The organism is Caulobacter rhizosphaerae (assembly GCF_010977555.1).
Taxonomy (GTDB): domain Bacteria; phylum Pseudomonadota; class Alphaproteobacteria; order Caulobacterales; family Caulobacteraceae; genus Caulobacter; species Caulobacter rhizosphaerae.
Genome location: NZ_CP048815.1, coordinates 1,829,332 through 1,846,951 on the forward strand (window position 1 = coordinate 1,829,332; position 17,620 = coordinate 1,846,951).

A 17,620-nucleotide genomic window follows, 5' to 3' on the forward strand; every position below is an offset into this window, starting at 1 on the left:
AGGCAATGGATTTCATATTGCGAGATCAAGTCCCGCAAGTTGGAACGTTGCCAATTCTCCCACCTCTCACGCCGTCATCCCGGGCCTTGTGCCCGGGACCCCTCTGTCCGTCGCAAGCGAGAAAGAGGCGGTTCGCCGGCGAACCGCTGGCGTCTCACAGTTCAACTGAACCAGGGGTCCCGGGCACAAGGCCCGGGATGACGGGGGAGAAGGGAAATGGCGGGACTCTATCAAGGGCGCGGCGCGGCGATCGGCAGCGCTAGCGTGGCGGGCTTCAGGCCCGGCGCGTTGGCCTGGATCGTCAACGCGCCGCCGGACCCTGAGCCGCGCACGAAGGCCGTGGCCTTGCCGCGCCAGGCCTGGCGGGTGGGCGAGGCGAACGGCGTGTGGTCGGTCGAGGCGGCGTTGTCGGCGGCGACGAAGCGGCCCGATCCGCGGACGGCGAAGGTGATGGCCGCGCTGGACCCCGGCACGACCACGCCCTCGGCGTCGACCACCTCGGCGCGGACGATGGCCAGGTCGTCGAAGGCCGAACCCACGGCCTTGTCGTCGGTCGACAGCACCAGGCGGGCCGGCGGACCGGCGGTGCGCAACGTGTCGCGTGGGCCCCCGGCGCCGCACGACGCCACGACCTCGCCCGGCGTGAAGGTCACGGCCCACTGGCGGGGCGAGCCGTCGGCAGGCAGGGGCTTGGCGCCCAGCACATGGCCGTTCAGCGTCACCTCCACGGTGGGGCAGTTGCTGTAGACCTCGATAGTCTCGGGATGCGGCGACAGGTCGGTCGGCGTCCAGTCGTCGGCGATGTCGATCTTGGGCCGGGGCGTGGCGACGGCGATCATGGTGGGCAGGGCAGGGGCGGGACCCGCGCCATCGTTCGAGGGCGGCGGCGCGGCGGGCGCGGCGTTGCGCACCACGTGAATGACGGGCTGCTCGGCCCACCAGCCGGCCCGCTGCATGCCGGAGACCTTCAGGGCGCCGGTGCGGTCCAGCAGGCCGGCGGGATTGTCGATGTTGGGCCAGCCGCTGCGGTCGGCCTCGCCCAGATAGTCGACCCCGGTCCACAGGAACATGCCGGCATAGGGGGCGTAGTCGCGCACGGCGATCCACGAGGCGCGGGCGTGGCTGTTCTCGGTCCCGATGATCTTGCGCGTCGGTCGGGCCTCGTGGGCGGCGGTCAGTTCGTTCTCGCGATAGTTCTGACCGACCACGTCCAGCATGTCGGCGAGGCCGTTGTCGTAGTCGCCGGTCACGTTGGGCCGGAAGAGGCCCATGGTCACCGGCCGCGTCGGATCGGTGGCGTGCATCACGTCCAGCAGGCTCTTCAGCGCCGCCTTGGCCTGGACCGGATAGGCGGTGTCGTGGATCTCGTTGCCGGCGCTCCAGATGACTACGCTGGGGTGGTTGCGGTCGCGGCGCAGCATGTCGCGGGCGTCGCGCTTGTGCCAGTCGCCGAAGAACAGGTGGTAGTCGCCCGGCGTCTTGGCCACGTTCCACTGGTCGAACAGCTCGTCCATGACCACCAGGCCCATCTGGTCGGCCAGGTCCAGGAACTCGGGCGAGGGTGGGTTGTGGGCGGTGCGGACGGCGTTGACGCCCAAGGCCTTCAGGGCCGTGAACCGCTGGCGCCAGACGGCGGTCGGCACGGCCGCGCCGAGCGCGCCGCCGTCGGCGTGCAGGGCCACGCCCTTGAGCTTGACGTTCTTGCCGTTCAGCCAGAAGCCGGTGTCCGCCTCGAACTTGGCTTCGCGGACGCCGAACGACGCGCTGTCGCTGTCGCTGACCTGGCCGTCGGCGCCGATCACCCGGACGGCTGCCTGATAGAGATCCGGACGGGCCAGGTCCCAGAGGCGGGGCGAGGGCAGGTCGATCTCCGCGCCCAGGGTCTCGGTGCGGCTGGCGCCGATGGCGACCGGCGGAACGCTCCGTCTGGCCACGACCTGGCCGTCCGGATCGGTGACGACGATGTCCAGGCCCGCTCGGGCGTCGACCGCGCCGCTGTTGGCGACGTCGACTTCGATCCTGGCGACGGCGCGGTCCTTTCCGATCGTCGGCGTGCTGACGAAGAGGCCGCCCTGCTCGACATGCAGATCGCCGGTCTCGATCAGCCGGACCTTCCCGAGGATCCCCGAGCCGGCGTACCAGCGCGACGAGGGCGCGAAACTGGTGTCGGCCCGCACGGTCAGCACGTTGGGGCCGTCGGCCTTGAGAAAGTCGGTGACGTCATAGCGCAGGCCGACATAGCCGCTGGGCCGATGGCCCAGGTGGTGGCCGTTGATCCAGACGCCGCTGCGCTCCATCACCCCGTCCAGTTCGATGAACGTTCGCCGCCCGGGCGCCGGTCTGACGTTCAGCGCCTTGCGGTACCAGGCGATCCCGGTCGGGAAAAATCCGCCCGCCCCGCCGGCCCGGGCCTTGATGTCGATCGGGCCGGCGATGGCCCAGTCGTGGGGGACCGAGACGGTCGCCCAGCGCGAGTCGTCCAGGCCCGGGGTCTCGGCGCCCGCGGGATCGCCCTGGACGAAACGCCAGCCGTCCGCGAGCGGGGTCACGCGGCGTTCCGCGGCGTCGGCGGCGGTCGCCAGCAGAGCCAGGGCCGATGCGGCCAGCAGCAGGCGGCAGGTCTTGGGCATGGCGGGCTCCTTGGGCGTCAGGGATGGCAAGAGGCTTTGACGGTTTTTGGGGTTCGCCCGGGGCGCTACGGCCCCGCCATCCGCTCGACCGGATCGCCATCCAGGTCGATCCGCTGGCGGATGATTTCCAGGCGGTCGCCCGCGTCGCGCATCTCGTAGAGCTTGCCACGGGCGCGCTTGAACGGCCGGTGGACGATCATCATCAGCTGACCGTCGAAGCGCCGGAACAGCATGCCGTGGCCGCTGTCGTGGCGCACCAGCGGCGGAAGTTGCTCCCACGGCCCCGCCAGGGTCCCACTCTTCGACCGGGCCTGTGACTGGACATAGCCGTTGGCGTCGTAGCTGGACCACAGCATCAGCAGGACGCCGGTGCGCGTACGGAACAGTTCGGGCCCGTCGGTGACGAACACCGTGTCGCCGGACGGTCGTCTGTCGCCCTTGGCCCACGGCGCGTCGCTGGCCTTGAACAGCACCCTCGGCGGCCCCTTGGCGGCCAGGTCGTCGGTGACCGGCACGGCCTCCATCGTGCCGTCGGCGGTCTGCAGCCACTCGTGGGCGTAGACGAACCAGGGCTTGCCCGCCGGATCGACATGGAGCGTGCCGTCCAGGGTCATCAACGCCTTGGGCGCGACCGGGTCGCCGTCGCGCACCAGCTTGAACGGGCCCTCGGGACGGTCGGCCACCGCGACGACCGTGCCCCGGCGGTACGGCTTGCGCTGGCCGATCGGCGGCAGGGCGGCGGCTTCGTCATGGAAGGTGGCGAACAGCCACCAGCGGCCGCGCCAGGGATGGACCTCGGGGGCCCAGGCGCCGCCCTTGAACCAGGCCTTGGTCGGGGCGACGAACACCGCGACGGGCGGACTCCAGGTCTTCAGGTCGCGGCTGGCGTACATCATCGTCCCCAGGCCTGGGGTCCCGCTGACGGCCGCGATGTTGGACGTGTAGAGCCGGTAAAGCCCGGCCTCGGCGTCGGCGACGATCCAGGGATCGTGCAGCGGCATGTCCGGCAGGGTCAGGGAGGCTGGCCGGGCCGGAACCGGCGTGACCGGCGCCGGGGATTCGGCCGCGCTGATCACCGGCGCCGTTGCGGACGTGACGATCGCCAGCGAACAGGCCGCGGCCAGCCGAGCCGCGAAAATGCGTGGTGTAACCAAGGTTTCCTCCGCGTCGGCTCGTTCTGGGTGGCCCGACTTTATCTCAAAAAGTGAGACGAAATCCCATTTCGTGAAAGGCTAGCGTTAAGCGCCCATGGGAGCAATCCCGGGCGTCAGAGCGCGCGGCAACCGCTCCGCTCGTCGTGTCATCGGCTGAATCAATATTTCAAAACGGTTGCAATTCGTCCTGTCGGATTTATCGTATCGACAAAATGAGAGTACATCCCAGTAAGTGGGATTTCTTTCGTAATCAGGACCGGATCAACCGGCCTGTTGGGGAAACGCGAGAGGCAGGCATGGGCCGGGCCTCCACCAGGAGGGATAGATGTCTGACCGTCGCATTCAGCGCTGGAGCACGGGTTGCTCGGCGCTCGCCCTGGCCTTCGCCGGCGTCCTGGCCGCCGGCGCCGCCAGCGCCCAGACCGCTCCCGCGCCGGACAATACGGTCGAGGAAGTGGTGGTCACCGGCTTCCGCGAAAGCCTCAAGAGCGCCCTGAACGTCAAGCGCCAGTCCTCGGGCGTGGTCGACGCCATCAAGGCCGAGGATATCGCCGACTTCCCCGACGCCAATCTGGCCGAATCGATTCAGCGGGTGCCCGGCGTGTCGATCACCCGCGTGGCCGGCGAGGGGCGCACGATCACCGTCCGCGGCCTGCCGCCGACCTTCACCCGCGTGCGCATCAATGGCATGGAGGCCCAGTCGACCAGCGGCGCCACCACCAGCGACCGCGGCGCCAACCTGGGCCGGGGCTTCGACTTCAACACCTTCGCTTCGGAGCTGTTCAGCGGCATCACCGTACGTAAGACCGCCCAGGCCGAGGTGATCGAGGGCTCGTTGGGCGCGACCGTCGACCTGGAGACCGCCAAGCCGCTGGACCACAAGGGCCTGACCTTCGTGCTGGGCGCCTCGGCCGGCTACAACGACCTGGCCAAGAACGTCGATCCCAAGTTCACCGCCGTGGTCGGCAACAGTTGGGACACCCGCTGGGGCGAGTTCGGGGCCCAGGCCTCGCTGGCCTTCAGCAAGCGCAAGTTCCTCGAGGACCAGTGGGGCTCGGGCGGCTGGAACCCGGCCACGGTCGACGGCGGCTTCTGCACCCCGGTCGGGGTCACGCCGCAGAACCCGGTCACCAACACCGGCAATGGCACCGACGCCGCCAACTGCGCCACCGGCGTGGCCCGGCCGCCGGCTGGCGACCCGGTCTACGCCCAGGCCAATCGCTCGACCGTGTTCTTCCCGCGCCTGCCGCGCTACGGCCGCTTCCATCACAACCAGGAGCGCACCGGCGCCACCCTGGCCCTGCAATGGAAGCCGACGTCGCGGACCTCGCTTTCCTTCGACGCGCTCTATTCGGACTACGACGTCAAGCGCGAGGAGAACTGGCTGGAGGGCTTCTCGTTCGCCCGCGCCATCAGCCAGAACGGCAAGCCGCAGACCGCCGTGCGCGAACTGATCCTACGCAATGCGGGGACCAGCCACACCGCCGGCGTCAATCTCGGCCAGACCGTCTATGACGTCGACTACGCCCGCTTCGACGGGGTCGACATCCGCTCCGACACCCAGCACGACGAATTCGAGAACGTCTTCCAGCAATATACCCTGGCCGGGACGCACGAGCTGACCGACCGCCTGACGGTGACCGGGCTGATCGGCTATTCGAAGTCCGACTACGACCAGCCGATGACGACGACGATCATGTTCCAGCGTCCCAACGCCGGCATGACCATCGACTTCCGCAACAACCGCGACCAGCCGATCATCAAGCACGATTTCGACGTCACGAACGCCGGGCTCTACAGCTTCGGCGCGCCCAACGCCGAGGTGCGGCTGCAGCAGATCTACACCACCAACATCTACAAGACCGCCGAGGTGAACCTGGCCTGGGCCTATGACGACGACCTGACGCTCAAGGTCGGCGGCCACTATGACGAGTTCTCGTTCGACACCTCTGCCAAGCAGCGGTCGAACAACTTCCTGGTCCCGACCCTGAGCACGGCCGAACTGCAGGCGGTGACCAAGGTGGTGTCCGGCTTCGGCGGCCACGGCATCGACGACGGCGTGTTCCCCAGCAGCTGGGCGACCATCGACTACGACAAGTTCGTCGCCAGCCAGAACCTCTACAGCGAGACGGGGATGTACGCCCTGATCCCCAACTACGGCGGCATCCGGCGCGTCGACGAGAAGGTGGCCTCGGCCTATTTCCAGGCCGACCTGAAGACCGTGATCGGCGGCCTGCCGGTGCGCGGCGACATCGGCTTCCGCTTCGCCCAGACCGAGCTGCAGTCGCGCGGCTACCAGATCGGCCTGTCGCCGCAGCGGGTGACGGCGGAGAACAAGTACCACGACGTCCTGCCGTCGTTTAACGTCGCCGTCGATGTCCGTGAGAACCTGGTCCTGCGCTTCTCCGGGGCCAAGGTGGTCTCGCGGCCGGACCTGGGCTTCCTCACCCCTGGCGGCAGCCTGAACCTGACCGGCACGCCGTCGATCACCTCGGGCAATCCGGATCTCGACCCGATCCGCGCCACGACGGCCGACCTCGGCGCGGAATGGTACTTCGCCCCAGGCGCGCTGCTGGGCGTCGGCGTCTTCTACAAGGACATCGCCACCTATGTTCAGAACCAGTCCCAGCAGATGACCTTCCGCCAGACGGGCCTGCCGATGTCGCTGCTGGGCACGTCGGGCGTCGATCCGGACAACACCCCGATCACCGTCACCCGGCCGGTCAACACCCCCGGCGGCCCCCTCAAGGGCTTCGAGATCAACTACCAGCAGAACTTCACGTTCCTGCCCGGTCTGCTGCGCCACACCGGCGCGCTGGTCAACTACACCTATGTCGACTCGCAGATCGACTACTTCCTGGCGGCGGGCGGCGTGACGACCAACGACCTGGTGGGCCTGTCCAAGCACGCCTACAACGCCACGCTGTTCTACGAGGACGAGAAGTTCAGCGCCCGGATCTCGGCGGCCTATCGCGACAAGTCGATCGTCGCCCTGCCGGCCAACAACCCGCTGCAGGACCTTGAAGGCTACGACAAGAACCTGACCTTCGACCTGGCGGCCTCGTACCAGATCAACGAGAACTTCAAGCTCTCGCTGGAGGGGCTGAACATCCTCGACCGGTTCAATCGCCAGTTCATCGATTCCGACCGCGACAGCACGTTCGTCTACACCCACACCGGACGACAGTGGAATCTGGGACTGCAGTACAAGTTCTAGATCGCGGGAGGAACAGCCGCGGCGAACGCCGCCGCGGCTGGTCGTCTCCAGACTATTGCGGCTTGGGCCGCTCCAGCACCAGCAGGGACACGCCCTGGCGCGGCAGCTGGAAGCTCAGGGTCAGGCCGTCCTTGCCACGGACCGGCTGCGGGCCGTCGATCACGGCCAGGCTGCTGGCCTGCTCAAGGGTGTCGTACTGGGCCTTGCTGGGGGCCATGGGCGAGCCCATCCGCCGCCAGGCGCCGTAGACATTGCCGTGCGTCTCGTCGACCCGGTAGTGGACCAGCCTGGCGCCGGCGAAGGCGCGGGGCAGGTTCTTGAGGGCCAGGCTGACGTCGGCCGCCGGGCCCGGCACGTCGTCGTCGTGATAGTTCCAGACCATGATCGCCAGTCGATCGGGGCCCAAGCTGGCCAGGGTCCCTACATCGGGGCGTCCGCGCACGCCGCTGGCGACGATCTCGTCCAGCGGGATCTGGCCTGAACTGACCGCCTGCAGCCGCTGGGGGCCCATCAGGCTGAACATCCGGAACACGTTCAGCACCGCCAGGTCCAGGCCGTTGCTCGACAGCTGGCGGAAGCCGGCGAAATAGGGCTGGTCCTCGAACTCGAACGCCCAGGTCAGGGCGCCGTCCAGGGTCACGCCGCGCCGCGCGGCCAGGTCGTGCGCTCGGGCGAAGCTGGCGGCGGTGTAGCTGGAATAGACCGTGCCGTTGCGATAGCTGAAGCTGGGGCCCTGGCAGGCGGCGCAGCCTTCCGGATCGGACTCGCCGATCACGATCGGCTTGTCCTTCAGCGCCGGTCGCGCGGCGATCATCGAAAAGCCCTTGTCGATGCCGGCCAGCTGGCTGGCGATGCCCATGCGGATGTGGCCGTCGACGAAGGTCGGCGAGCCCTTGGCGTGGAAGGCCAGGAAGTCGGTCGGCGTGCCCTTCTGGCCGGTCGCGTAGTTGGTCCCGTCGGTCAGGTGGGTGAGGAAGTCCTCCATGAACTGGCCGCCGCTGCCGGCCACGTCCGGGCCGCCGACCTTGGCGGTGGGCAGGGCCCGGCGGACGCCGGCGACGGCGTAGTCGTGCAGCTTGTGGAACTCCTGCGGCGTGCCTTTCCAGTAGGCGGGGCCGTTGGGTTCGTTCCAGACCTCGAAGTACCAGGTCTCGACCTCGGCCTGGCCGTAGCGCTCGACGCAGTGGCGGACCCACTGGTAGGCCAACTCGGACCACTTGTCGTAGTCCTTGGGCGGATAGCCCCAGCCGCCGCTGATCAGGTTGTAGTCGAAGCCCGGCCGCCAGGCGTGCTGGTAGGGCTCGGGGCTCGTCGACAGCGCCTGGGGCATGAAGCCAATCTGGACATAGGGCCGGACCCCGTTGGCCAGGTAGGTGTCGAACAGATGGTCCAGGATGGTCCAGTCATAGACCGGCCGCCCCTGGGCGTCCTCGGTATAGACGTTGGTGCTGCCCCACTTCAGGGCTGGGGTTCCGTCGCCGGTGTTCAGCAGGTTGTGGGTGCGGAAATAGACGGCCTTGGGCTTGAGCGCGCCCAGGTGGCCCAGCAGCTTGCGGCCGTCCTTCATGGTCGCGTAGTTCGGCTCGTCGGCCCCGAAGAACCGCCAGATCGGCCTCAGCTCGCCGACCTGTTTGCCGGCGTCGACGGTGATCGAGACCGGGATGTCGGCGGGCGGCGCCTGGGCCAAGGCCGACGATCCCGCGAGCCAGAAAGCAGCGAACAAGCCCGCGCCGACACCGTTCCGCATGACGTCATCCCCAATGGCCGACGCCTGCCGCGCGCCGTTGAGTCATGGGTAACACGGATCGCGGAACGGGCCAGACGAATTGTAGGACAATAGCGCCAAGGCAAGCGGCGGGACGCGCCAGTACGTTCCGCCGCTCAGTTCCTAGGCCTTCGCCGCTTGCCGCCCGGCCCGCACCGCCGCCGCCAGGTCGTCGAGCATCCGGACCGAGGTCTCCCAGTCGACGCAGGCGTCGGTGACCGACTGGCCGTAGGCGAGGGCGCGGCCGGGGACGATGTCCTGGCGGCCGGCGACGAGGTTGCTCTCGATCATCACCCCCATGATCGGCGCGTCTCCGGTCGCGACCTGGGCGCAGAGGTCGGCGACGACGGCGGGCTGGTTCTCGTGGTTCTTGCCGCTGTTGGCATGGCTGGCGTCGACCATGATGCGCGGCGGCAGGCCGGCCTTGACCAGGGCCTGCGCCACCGCCGCCACGCTGGCGGCGTCGTAGTTGGGCGTCTTGCCGCCGCGCAGCACGACGTGGCTGTCGGCGTTGCCGGTGGTGGTGGCGATGGCGGCGCGGCCTTCCTTGGTCACCGCCAGGAAATGGTGCGGCTGGGCGGCGGCCAGCACCGCGTCGATGGCCACCTTGACGTCGCCGTTGGTGCCGTTCTTGAAGCCGACCGGGCAGGAGAGGCCCGAGGCCATCTCGCGGTGGATCTGGCTTTCGGTGGTGCGCGCCCCGATCGCGCCCCAGGCCACCAGGTCGGCGATGTATTGCGGGGTGGTGACGTCCAGGAACTCGCAGGCCGCCGGCAGGCCCTGGGCGCTGACGTCCAGCAGCACCCGCCGCGCCAGCCGCAGGCCCTCGTTGATCCGGAAACCGCCGTCCAGGTCGGGATCGTTGATCAGCCCTTTCCAGCCCACCGTGGTGCGCGGCTTCTCGAAATAGACCCGCATGACCACTTCCAGCTCGCCGGCGTGACGCTCGCGCTCGACGGCCAGGCGGCGGGCGTAGTCGAGGGCGGCCTTGGGATCGTGGATCGAGCACGGCCCGATCACCACCACCAGGCGGTCGTCGCGGCCGTGCAGGATCTGGTGCACGGCGTGGCGGGCGTCGCCGACGACCTCGGCGATCGACGAGGTGGCCGGCGCCTCGCCGATCACCTGGGCGGGCGGACTGAGGGTCTGGAGTTTCTGGATCCGCAGGTCGTCGGTGGGGACGGGGATCGAAGCGAGCGGGTTTGGGGCGAGATGAGCGGCGGTCGAGGCGGGCATGGTGTCACTCCGGGAAATCTGCGGGGTCCGGAGCGGCCATCAAAAAAGCCGCCCGGGGGACCCCTGGCGGCTGGTGAAGACATTCGGCGGCGCTGAATTCAGGCCGAACGATCCCCTCCCAACGCCAGAGGCGTCGGATAGCTAAAGTACCAAAACAGCTGTTGGCTGGCGCCGAGGATCATGGGGCCAGCCTAGAGCCAAGTTCGCCGCCTGTCACGCCCCTACCGCGCGGGGGCGTAAAAGGGACCTCGACGCGAGGCGATATCGATGTTTGGAAGTTGTCCAGGAAGTGGTCGGGACCCAAAGCCAAGTCGCTTTGGGTCCCGATGGTGCCGCCGGGCAGGATTGAACTGCCGACCTCAGCCTTACCAAGGATGCGCTCTACCACTGAGCTACGGCGGCGAAGAGGAGGGGGCGTATAGCGAACCAAACGCGGTTGGCAAAGACAAAATCGTCTTGACCGATCGTCGCAGCGCTTTCACCTGTGGAAAGATGAGCCGGAACCCCAAGCCCCACAACGAAAAAGCCGAGCGCGAAGCGCGACTGGCCCAGGCTCTGCGCACCAATCTTCGCCGCAGGAAGGCCGCGCCTGCCGCGGCCGACAAGGGCGCGGCCAGGCCGGAATCCCCCGCGTCGGACGACGAGACCCCCTCCGGCTGAGGAGGAATCTTGAGGAATCGGCGCCCCCCCTTGCGCGGGCCCTTGCAACCAGTAGAACCGCCCCTTCACATGTGACCGCGCGGCGACACCCCCCGACCGGCCGCGCGACGAGGGACTTCATTTGGATCGCATCGCCATCACCGGCGGCGCGCAGCTGAACGGGATCATCCCGGTGAGCGGCGCCAAGAACTCGGCCATCAAGCTGATGGCGGCCAGCCTGTTGACCGACCAACCGCTGCGCCTGACCAACATGCCGCGGCTGGCCGACACCCGGTTTTTGGGCAAGCTGCTGGCGCGCCTGGGCGCGCAGGTCGACGAGCGCGAGGGGCCGGACGGCTCGGAGACCGTGCTGCACGCGCCGGAGATCACCAGCGGCTTCGCGCCTTACGACCTGGTCCGCCAGATGCGCGCCTCGTTCAACGTGCTGGGCCCGCTGATCGCCCGCACCGGCCAGGCCAAGGTGTCGCTGCCCGGCGGCTGCACGATCGGCGCGCGGCCCGTGGACCTGCACCTGCAGGCCTTGGAAGCCCTGGGCGCCAAGATCGACCTGCACGAGGGCTATGTCTACGCCCAGGCCCCGCGCGGCCTGAAGGGGGCGGAGATCGAATTCCCGTTCGTCTCGGTGGGCGCCACCGAGCACGCCATGCTGGCCGCCGTGCTGGCCGACGGCGTCACGGTGATCAGGAACGCCGCCTGCGAGCCCGAACTGCTGGACCTGCAGATCTGCCTGAACGCCATGGGCGCCAAGGTGGAAGGGGCGGGGACTCCGACCATCACCATCACCGGCGTCGCCAAGCTGCACGGCGCGACCCACTCGGTGATCCCCGACCGGATCGAGATGGGCACCTACGCCGTGGCCGCGGCCATGGCCGGCGGCGAGGTCCAGCTGACCCGGGCCCGGCCCGAGCTGATCGACAGCCTGCTGGTCAAGCTGGAGGAAGCCGGGTGCGGCGTCGTCCGCACGGAGGACGGCGTGGTGATCAGGCGCAACGGTCACCGCCTGGAGGCGGTCAATGTCGAGACCCAGCCCTATCCCGGTTTCGCCACCGATCTGCAGGCCCAGTTCATGGCCCTGATGACCACGGCCAAGGGCGAGAGCCACATCCGCGAGACCATCTTCGAGAACCGCTTCATGCACGCTCCGGAGCTGAGGCGCCTGGGCGCCGACATCTCGGTGTCGGGCGGCGAGGCCCGCGTGCGCGGCGTCGAGCGGCTGGAAGGCGCGGAGGTCATGGCCACCGACCTGCGCGCCTCGGTCAGCCTGGTGATCGCCGGCCTGGTCGCGCGCGGCGAGACCACGGTCAGCCGCATCTACCACCTGGACCGCGGCTTCGAGCGGCTGGAAGAGAAGCTGGGCGCCTGCGGGGCCCAGGTGCGCCGGATCAAGGGCGACAGCGAGGGCGACCTGGATGGCTGATCCCGCACCTCTGAAGCTGCTGGCCCAGGACGCCGACGACCTGGCCGTGATCTCGGCCGCCCTGCAGGACGCCGTGGCCAAGATCGGCGACATCCGCTGGGACGCCTCGGCCCGCACCCTGACCCTGGCCTGCAACCGCTTCCGCTGGGAGGCGGGCGGCCAAAAGAAAGGCAAGAAGGGCGAGCGGATCCGCTCGGCTCTGCAACTGGGCGACGTCACCGGCGTCCAGGCCCGCAAGCTGCGTCGCGACGCCAAGGGCGCGGTGGTCGAGCTGCTGTCGGTGGCCTTCGAGCCGGCCGAGGCGCCGGGCGGCGCGGTGCTGCTGACCTTCGCCGGCGGCGGCGACCTGAAGGTCACCGTCGATTGCCTGGACGTGATCCTGGCCGACGTCTCGGAGGCCTGGGCCACCCCGCGCCGGCCGGGACACGCGGAATAGGGGCGCCGTAGCCTCCACGCGGAGATCCGCCAGGTGGAGCACGGAAGCGTTGGTGCATTCCGTCGACGCCGGAACTGAAGCACGATGGGTCGTCTCAACCCGCGGCAGGCCGACGACCATGGTCCAGAAACACACGAGCCGGCGATCCTCGCACCCATGGATCGATACGGTATGGCAGACGGTCTGCCTCAGCGACGGGGTGTATCTGGCGACGCCGGACGGCTCGTGGGACCTGATCCGCAGCATCGCGCCGGACGGCGGATCCATGGTGTTCCTGAGCGGACAGGCGACCGAGCCCGTCGAGGTTCCGTATCGCGACGGCGAGAGCTCGGTCGTCATCTCGTTCTGCGCCCACGTCTACCTCGCGCAGGACAGGGAGCCGCGGGTCGGCCCCGAAATCCGGGTGCTGCCGGTGAGCGGCGAGACGTTCGTGCTGGACGGCGTGGAGCTGCCGTTGCCGACCTTCGAGAACGTCGAGCCGCTGGTCGACGCGATGATCGCCGCCGGCCTGCTCGCCTCCAACGACCTAGTGGCCAGGGCCTTCAGCGAGACCCCAAAGGCCGCCTCGGCGCGCTCGGTGCAGCAGCATTTCAAGCAGACCACCGGGATCACCCAGAAGAGCTTCCAACTGATCCGCCGCGCGCAGGAAGCCGTGCGGCGGCTGAAGGCCGGCGAAGCGCCGGCCGGAGTAGCAGTCGATCTGGGCTATGCGGACCAGCCGCACATGATCAAGTCGATCAAGAAGATCATGGGCGCCTTGCCCTCCAATCTCGACGCGGTCCACAAGATCTGATCGCCGGGCGCGGGGGCGCTCGGCGGCGCGACCCCGCTACGACAGCAACAGGGCGAAGCTCTTGAGATCCTTGACGTAGACCTGCGGATCTTCCCACGCCGCGAAGTGGCCCGCGCCTTCCATGTCGTGGAACTGCACGACGTTGCCGGCGGTCTGACGGTCCGCCCATTCGCGAGGCAGGCGCACCCCGCCGGGGATCGGCGCCTCGGTGGCCACCGCCACCGGAACCCTGGTGTTCCTGCCCTTGATGGTCGGGGGCTGCATGGCGTTGGCGTTGTAGAGGCGGAACGAGGACGCCGCCGTCTCCGTCAGCCAGTAGATCATGATGTTGGTCAGAAGCTCGTCACGGCCGAACCGGGCGTCCGCCTCGTCCCCCACGCCCATGCCGGCCATGAAGCTCATGATCCAGGCGGCCAGCCCGACCGGCGAGTCGTTCATGGCGAAGGCTAGGCTTTGCGGCTTGGTCGCCTGCACCAGATTGAATGCGCCGTGGGCGAAGAACCATTGCTGGATGGCGCCCGCATAGGCCTGCTCGGGCCCGCTGAGAACGCTGAAGTCGGTCGTGTGGTCGGGATAGCCGACGTCGGTGACATGGATGCCGGTCACCTTCTCCGGATGGCGCTGGGTCAGCGACATGGCGATGACCGAGCCCAGGTCGCCGCCGGCGGCGATGAACCGGTCGTGGCCCAGCACGTCTCCCATGAGCTGAGCGAAGAGGTCGGCGATCTTGTCGACCGGGAGCGCCGTGCGCTGCGAGAACCCCGTTCCGGGGATGGACGGCACGACGACGTGGAAGTCCTCGGCCAGGGCGTCGATGACCTTGTGATAGCGGTAGAAGCTGTCGGGCCACCCGTGCAGCAGAAGCAGCGCGGGGGCGTCCGGCTTCCTGGACGGCCGGTGGACGAAGTGCAGGTCGACGCCGTCGATCTGGACCTTGTAGTTCGGCAGGGCGTTCAGGCGCGCTTCAGCCTGGCGCCAGTCGTATTGGTTCAGCCAGTAGTCGGTCAGCGACTTCATGTAGCCGAGGTTGGTTCCGAACATCCATGCCGCGTCGGCGGGCTCGTCGGGCCAGCGGGTGTGGCGCAGGCGCGACTTCAGGTCGGCCAGCTGTTCGTCCGGGAAGGCGATCGTGAAGGGGGTCGGCTGTTGCATGGGAGGGCTTTCCTTCGAGTGTGCGGGTTGGCTGACAAGGCCGCTCACAAGGCTCGCCGCGAGGATGGTCTTGCCAAATTCACGCCGGTTCATGGCCTGGTTCCTTGTCTGATTGACGAGGATCAAGCTATCGGCGCGGCCTCGGCGCGCATTGTAAGAAAGCGAAAATCACCTGGGACGCCACGGATCTGACGGACGACGGGTTCGTGCCGCGCCGTTAGCCAGGCGTGACGTCAGCGGGCTTCGGGCGCGGGCGACAAGGCGCCTTGCCCTGGGGATCCCGCGCATTTTCGCTGGCCACGACGCGGCATCGCGGCTAACGGCCGGGGATGATCGAACCTCACCCCACCGGCGGCTACGTCCTGGAAGAGCTGGCCGTCGGCATGGTCGCCGAAAAGCGGGTCACCGTCACCGAAGGGCGCATCGGACAGTTCGCCGAGGCTTCGGACGACTTCAATCCCGTACACATGGACGAGGCCTTCGCCTCCAAGACCGCCTATCGCGGCCGGATCGCGCACGGCCTGCTGTCGGCCTCGTTCGGCTCGGCGGTGGTCGGCACCATCCTGCCGGGGGCCGGCGCGATCTACCTGAGCCAGAGCCTGGCCTTTCATCGGCCGGTGCGGATCGGCGACGTGGTGACGGCGCGTGTCACCGTCTCGGCCATCGACGAGGCCAGCGCGCGGGTCACCCTTCGCTGTGAAGGCCTGGTCGGCGACGATCTGGTGATGGACGGCGAGGCCGTCGTCCGCGTCCCGCGCCGTCGCCGGCCCGCCAAGGCCTGACGGGCGTGGGTCACGCCCGGCGGTTCCTGACCGCCAGCCAGACCGCCGAAACCAGGAAATAGAAGGCCCCGAACGCCGCATAGGGCGCGATGGTGGCGATCGACGGCGTCGCGGGCCCCGTCGCCTGCTTGAGGAAGAAGGCCCCGGCCAGGGCCGACTGGACGCCGCTCAGGACCATCGCCCACTGGGCGCCGTAGCTCCGCCACCGGCGCAGGCCGGTCGCCAGTTGCAGGAGGCCGGCCAGGACGGCCCAGACGCCGAACACCGCCAGGACGGCGTGCATGCCGCTCCGCAAGGCCAGCAGCACCGCCACGGCGGTGACGGCGCTGACCGCCAGGTTCAGCGCCTGGGATGGGTTGGCCGGCAAGCCGCCGTTGGCCTGGGCGTCGCGGGCGTTCGCGAGGGCGTCCCAGGCCGGATACAACACCAGCAGGACGGCCGCGGCGGCCGGATGGCTCTCCCCCGCGGTGAGGGCCGCGGCGACCCAGGCGGCCGCGACGGCGGTCCGCACGAAGTAGTAGCGGGTCAGCGCGCCGGCGCTGGGGGAGGCGGCGAGATCCTGAGTCATGGCGGTTCCTTGGATTGTAGATAGCGACATTATATGTCGCGACATGAAATGGATTAGTCTGAATGACGGGGCCGTGTCCAGCGATAAAGCTGTCGCGACATATATTTCCGCTCTAAGAGATCAAGCCGACAGGAGGACGCCGTGTCAGACCCCGCCTACGTGCCCACGCTCGACGAACAGCTGTGCTTCTCGCTCTACGGAGCCAGCATGGCGATCAACCGCGCCTACAAGCCGCTGCTCGACGCGCTGGAGATCACCTATCCGCAGTACCTGGTGCTTGGCGCCCTCTGGGAGGCCGATGGGCTGAGCGTCGGCGCGATCGCCGAGCGCCTGGGCCTGGACTCCAGCAATGTCACGCCGCTGGTCAAGCGCATGGAGGCGGGGCGGCTGGTCTCGCGTCAGCGCAATCCCGCCGACGAACGCCAGGTGGTGGTCAGCCTGACGCCGCTGGGGCGCGACATGCGGGCTCGCAGCGCCTGCCTGGGCCAGACCCTGTTCGCCGCCGCCAATCTCAGCGTCGAGAAGCTGGTCCAACTGAACAAGGACGTCCAGGCGTTCCGGGATTCGGTCTCGCGGTTCGTGGCGGACCAGCCGCGGGCCTGAGGCGGCTTCACGGAGACGCGCACTGGCTCTACCGTCGGCGCCTGCCGCATCCACCGGAGGCCCGATGACCGAAGAGACGTCCCCCAAGCGCCTGCCGATCCGCTGGCTGACCCTGGCCGAGATCGTGGCGGTCGCGGCCCTGGTGATCACCGGCCTCAGCTTCTGGGACAGTCACCGCGAGCGGGTCCGGGAAGACCGCGAACGCGCGGCCGCGGCCAGCGAGCGCCAGGCGCAGGCGCAGGCGGCGGCGCGGAAGATGACCTTTGTCATGACCGGCCAGCGCGAGGACGGCGGGGCCAGGGTGCGCCTGACCTCCGTCAACGAGGGCCAGGTGATCCAGACCCAGACGGTCTGGTTCCCGGCCGCGCTGCGCAGCGACAGCGTCGAGACCACTGGCAATCCACGCCTGGAAGCCGGCTGGATCGAGGGCGGCCTGCGCAAGCATGCGGGCAAGGCCCAGACCGGCCGCGTGCCGGTCGGCGTGCTGACCGTGTTCATCGAGGACGGCCAGACCAAGACCGACCGGGCGATCTACCAGCTGGGCTACAGCATCCATCGCCGCACGCTCCGGGCCGACAAGGTCGAGCTGGAAGGCCTGTCCCTGGCCCAGCGCGGCGTCTCGGGCGACCTGCAGGCGGCGGCCGGAAACCTGTGGTCGGCGCGCTGACGGGCGTGGCAGGAGGTCCTCCGCGCGCCTGAGACGCCGGGCGAGGTCGCCAAGTTCACCGACATCCAGCCTCGACCAGGTCGGCGCGCCGGGATGGGGGCGCGCGCCGGCGTCAGCCTTCAGGCCCGAAATAGCTGGCGGATCCCTGAAAGAACGCCCTGCGTCGCGCTTGATTCTCCTCTCGCAGGTCAGGGTCGGATAGCAGCGTGAACTGAACGCCGACTTCGAAAGTCTCGACCTGGCCGTCGTGCCGCAAGACCTCGATGTCGTAGCGGCGATAGCTCGGCATGCTCCGGGAACCCCAGATCGTGCCCCGGCGGATTGCGTTCAACACACGCCGACCGCGTCCTTCGTAGTCGCGCTTGATCCGCAGGACATCGGACCGGGGTGATACGGCCACGATCAGCAATGGCTTGATGACGAGGGCCCACAGGACGGGCGAAGCGATGACCAGCAGAAACAAGATCTGGAAGGTCGCGAGCAATACCGTCTTCATTCCGTCGCTCGCGCCGCGTCTGACGCCGGCAGGGTAACCCGGCG

General features: G+C 68.7%; 15 protein-coding genes and 1 tRNA gene. 8 read left to right on the forward strand and 8 right to left on the reverse strand.

Annotated features, from left to right (window positions below):
- Positions 1–230: 230 nt before the first annotated feature.
- Both G3M57_RS08665 and G3M57_RS08670 read right to left on the reverse strand, forming a co-directional pair.
- On the reverse strand, positions 231–2,630 hold the full coding sequence (locus tag G3M57_RS08665) for a glycoside hydrolase family 2 TIM barrel-domain containing protein (RefSeq protein WP_163229976.1): 2,400 nt from the start codon (positions 2,628–2,630) through the stop codon (positions 231–233).
- Between the two features lie 65 nt (positions 2,631–2,695).
- Positions 2,696–3,784: a glycoside hydrolase family 43 protein gene (locus G3M57_RS08670; protein ID WP_200945273.1), complete on the reverse strand. Its 1,089-nt coding sequence runs from the start codon at positions 3,782–3,784 to the stop codon at positions 2,696–2,698.
- Positions 3,785–4,109: 325 nt separating this feature from the next.
- Between G3M57_RS08670 and G3M57_RS08675 the strand changes: the two genes are divergently transcribed.
- Entirely contained in the window at positions 4,110–7,001 is a 2,892-nt protein-coding gene (locus G3M57_RS08675) for a TonB-dependent receptor (protein ID WP_056759662.1), read from the forward strand.
- Between the two features lie 52 nt (positions 7,002–7,053).
- On the opposite strand, the gene G3M57_RS08680 is transcribed toward G3M57_RS08675, so the two are convergent.
- From G3M57_RS08680 to G3M57_RS08690, 3 genes are all read right to left on the reverse strand, one after another.
- A complete protein-coding gene (locus tag G3M57_RS08680) occupies positions 7,054–8,688 on the reverse strand; it encodes a GH39 family glycosyl hydrolase (RefSeq protein ID WP_230983927.1) in 1,635 nt (544 codons plus the stop codon).
- Positions 8,689–8,889: 201 nt separating this feature from the next.
- Positions 8,890–10,002, reverse strand: a complete 1,113-nt coding sequence (locus G3M57_RS08685) for a 3-deoxy-7-phosphoheptulonate synthase (RefSeq protein WP_056759657.1) — start codon at positions 10,000–10,002, stop codon at positions 8,890–8,892.
- 327 nt (positions 10,003–10,329) lie between these two features.
- Positions 10,330–10,404 (reverse strand) — tRNA-Thr (locus G3M57_RS08690).
- A 90-nt stretch (positions 10,405–10,494) separates the two neighbouring features.
- Here G3M57_RS08690 and G3M57_RS08695 point away from each other — a divergent pair.
- The 4 genes from G3M57_RS08695 (at position 10,495) to G3M57_RS08710 (ending at position 13,308) form a co-directional block, all read left to right on the forward strand.
- Complete coding sequence (locus G3M57_RS08695) at positions 10,495–10,662, forward strand: hypothetical protein (RefSeq protein WP_156402314.1); 168 nt, start codon at positions 10,495–10,497, stop codon at positions 10,660–10,662.
- Between the two features lie 121 nt (positions 10,663–10,783).
- Positions 10,784–12,079 (forward strand): UDP-N-acetylglucosamine 1-carboxyvinyltransferase, encoded by a 1,296-nt coding sequence (murA, locus tag G3M57_RS08700; RefSeq protein WP_056759655.1) that lies wholly within the window; start codon positions 10,784–10,786, stop codon positions 12,077–12,079.
- Entirely contained in the window at positions 12,072–12,515 is a 444-nt protein-coding gene (locus tag G3M57_RS08705; RefSeq protein WP_056759653.1) for a DUF2948 family protein, read from the forward strand. The genes murA and G3M57_RS08705 overlap by 8 nt, the downstream gene beginning before the upstream one ends.
- A 118-nt stretch (positions 12,516–12,633) precedes the next feature.
- Positions 12,634–13,308 (forward strand): helix-turn-helix domain-containing protein, encoded by a 675-nt coding sequence (locus tag G3M57_RS08710; protein ID WP_056759651.1) that lies wholly within the window; start codon positions 12,634–12,636, stop codon positions 13,306–13,308.
- 36 nt (positions 13,309–13,344) lie between these two features.
- Here G3M57_RS08710 and G3M57_RS08715 read toward each other — a convergent pair whose 3' ends face one another.
- On the reverse strand, positions 13,345–14,460 hold the full coding sequence (locus G3M57_RS08715) for an epoxide hydrolase family protein (RefSeq protein WP_230983928.1): 1,116 nt from the start codon (positions 14,458–14,460) through the stop codon (positions 13,345–13,347).
- Positions 14,461–14,789: 329 nt separating this feature from the next.
- Between G3M57_RS08715 and G3M57_RS08720 the strand changes: the two genes are divergently transcribed.
- Complete coding sequence (locus tag G3M57_RS08720) at positions 14,790–15,242, forward strand: MaoC family dehydratase (protein WP_056759646.1); 453 nt, start codon at positions 14,790–14,792, stop codon at positions 15,240–15,242.
- A 10-nt stretch (positions 15,243–15,252) separates the two neighbouring features.
- Here G3M57_RS08720 and G3M57_RS08725 read toward each other — a convergent pair whose 3' ends face one another.
- The gene (locus G3M57_RS08725; protein WP_056759641.1) at positions 15,253–15,810 is read right to left on the reverse strand and encodes a DUF308 domain-containing protein; all 558 of its coding nucleotides are present in this window, start codon (positions 15,808–15,810) and stop codon (positions 15,253–15,255) included.
- A gap of 141 nt (positions 15,811–15,951) precedes the next feature.
- On the opposite strand from G3M57_RS08725, the gene G3M57_RS08730 reads away from it, so the two are divergent.
- Both G3M57_RS08730 and G3M57_RS08735 read left to right on the forward strand, forming a co-directional pair.
- Entirely contained in the window at positions 15,952–16,413 is a 462-nt protein-coding gene (locus G3M57_RS08730) for a MarR family winged helix-turn-helix transcriptional regulator (protein ID WP_056759639.1), read from the forward strand.
- Between the two features lie 64 nt (positions 16,414–16,477).
- On the forward strand, positions 16,478–17,080 hold the full coding sequence (locus tag G3M57_RS08735; RefSeq protein ID WP_056759637.1) for a hypothetical protein: 603 nt from the start codon (positions 16,478–16,480) through the stop codon (positions 17,078–17,080).
- A gap of 112 nt (positions 17,081–17,192) precedes the next feature.
- On the opposite strand, the gene G3M57_RS08740 is transcribed toward G3M57_RS08735, so the two are convergent.
- Positions 17,193–17,576: a hypothetical protein gene (locus G3M57_RS08740; protein WP_056759634.1), complete on the reverse strand. Its 384-nt coding sequence runs from the start codon at positions 17,574–17,576 to the stop codon at positions 17,193–17,195.
- Between the last annotated feature and the right edge of the window lie 44 nt (positions 17,577–17,620).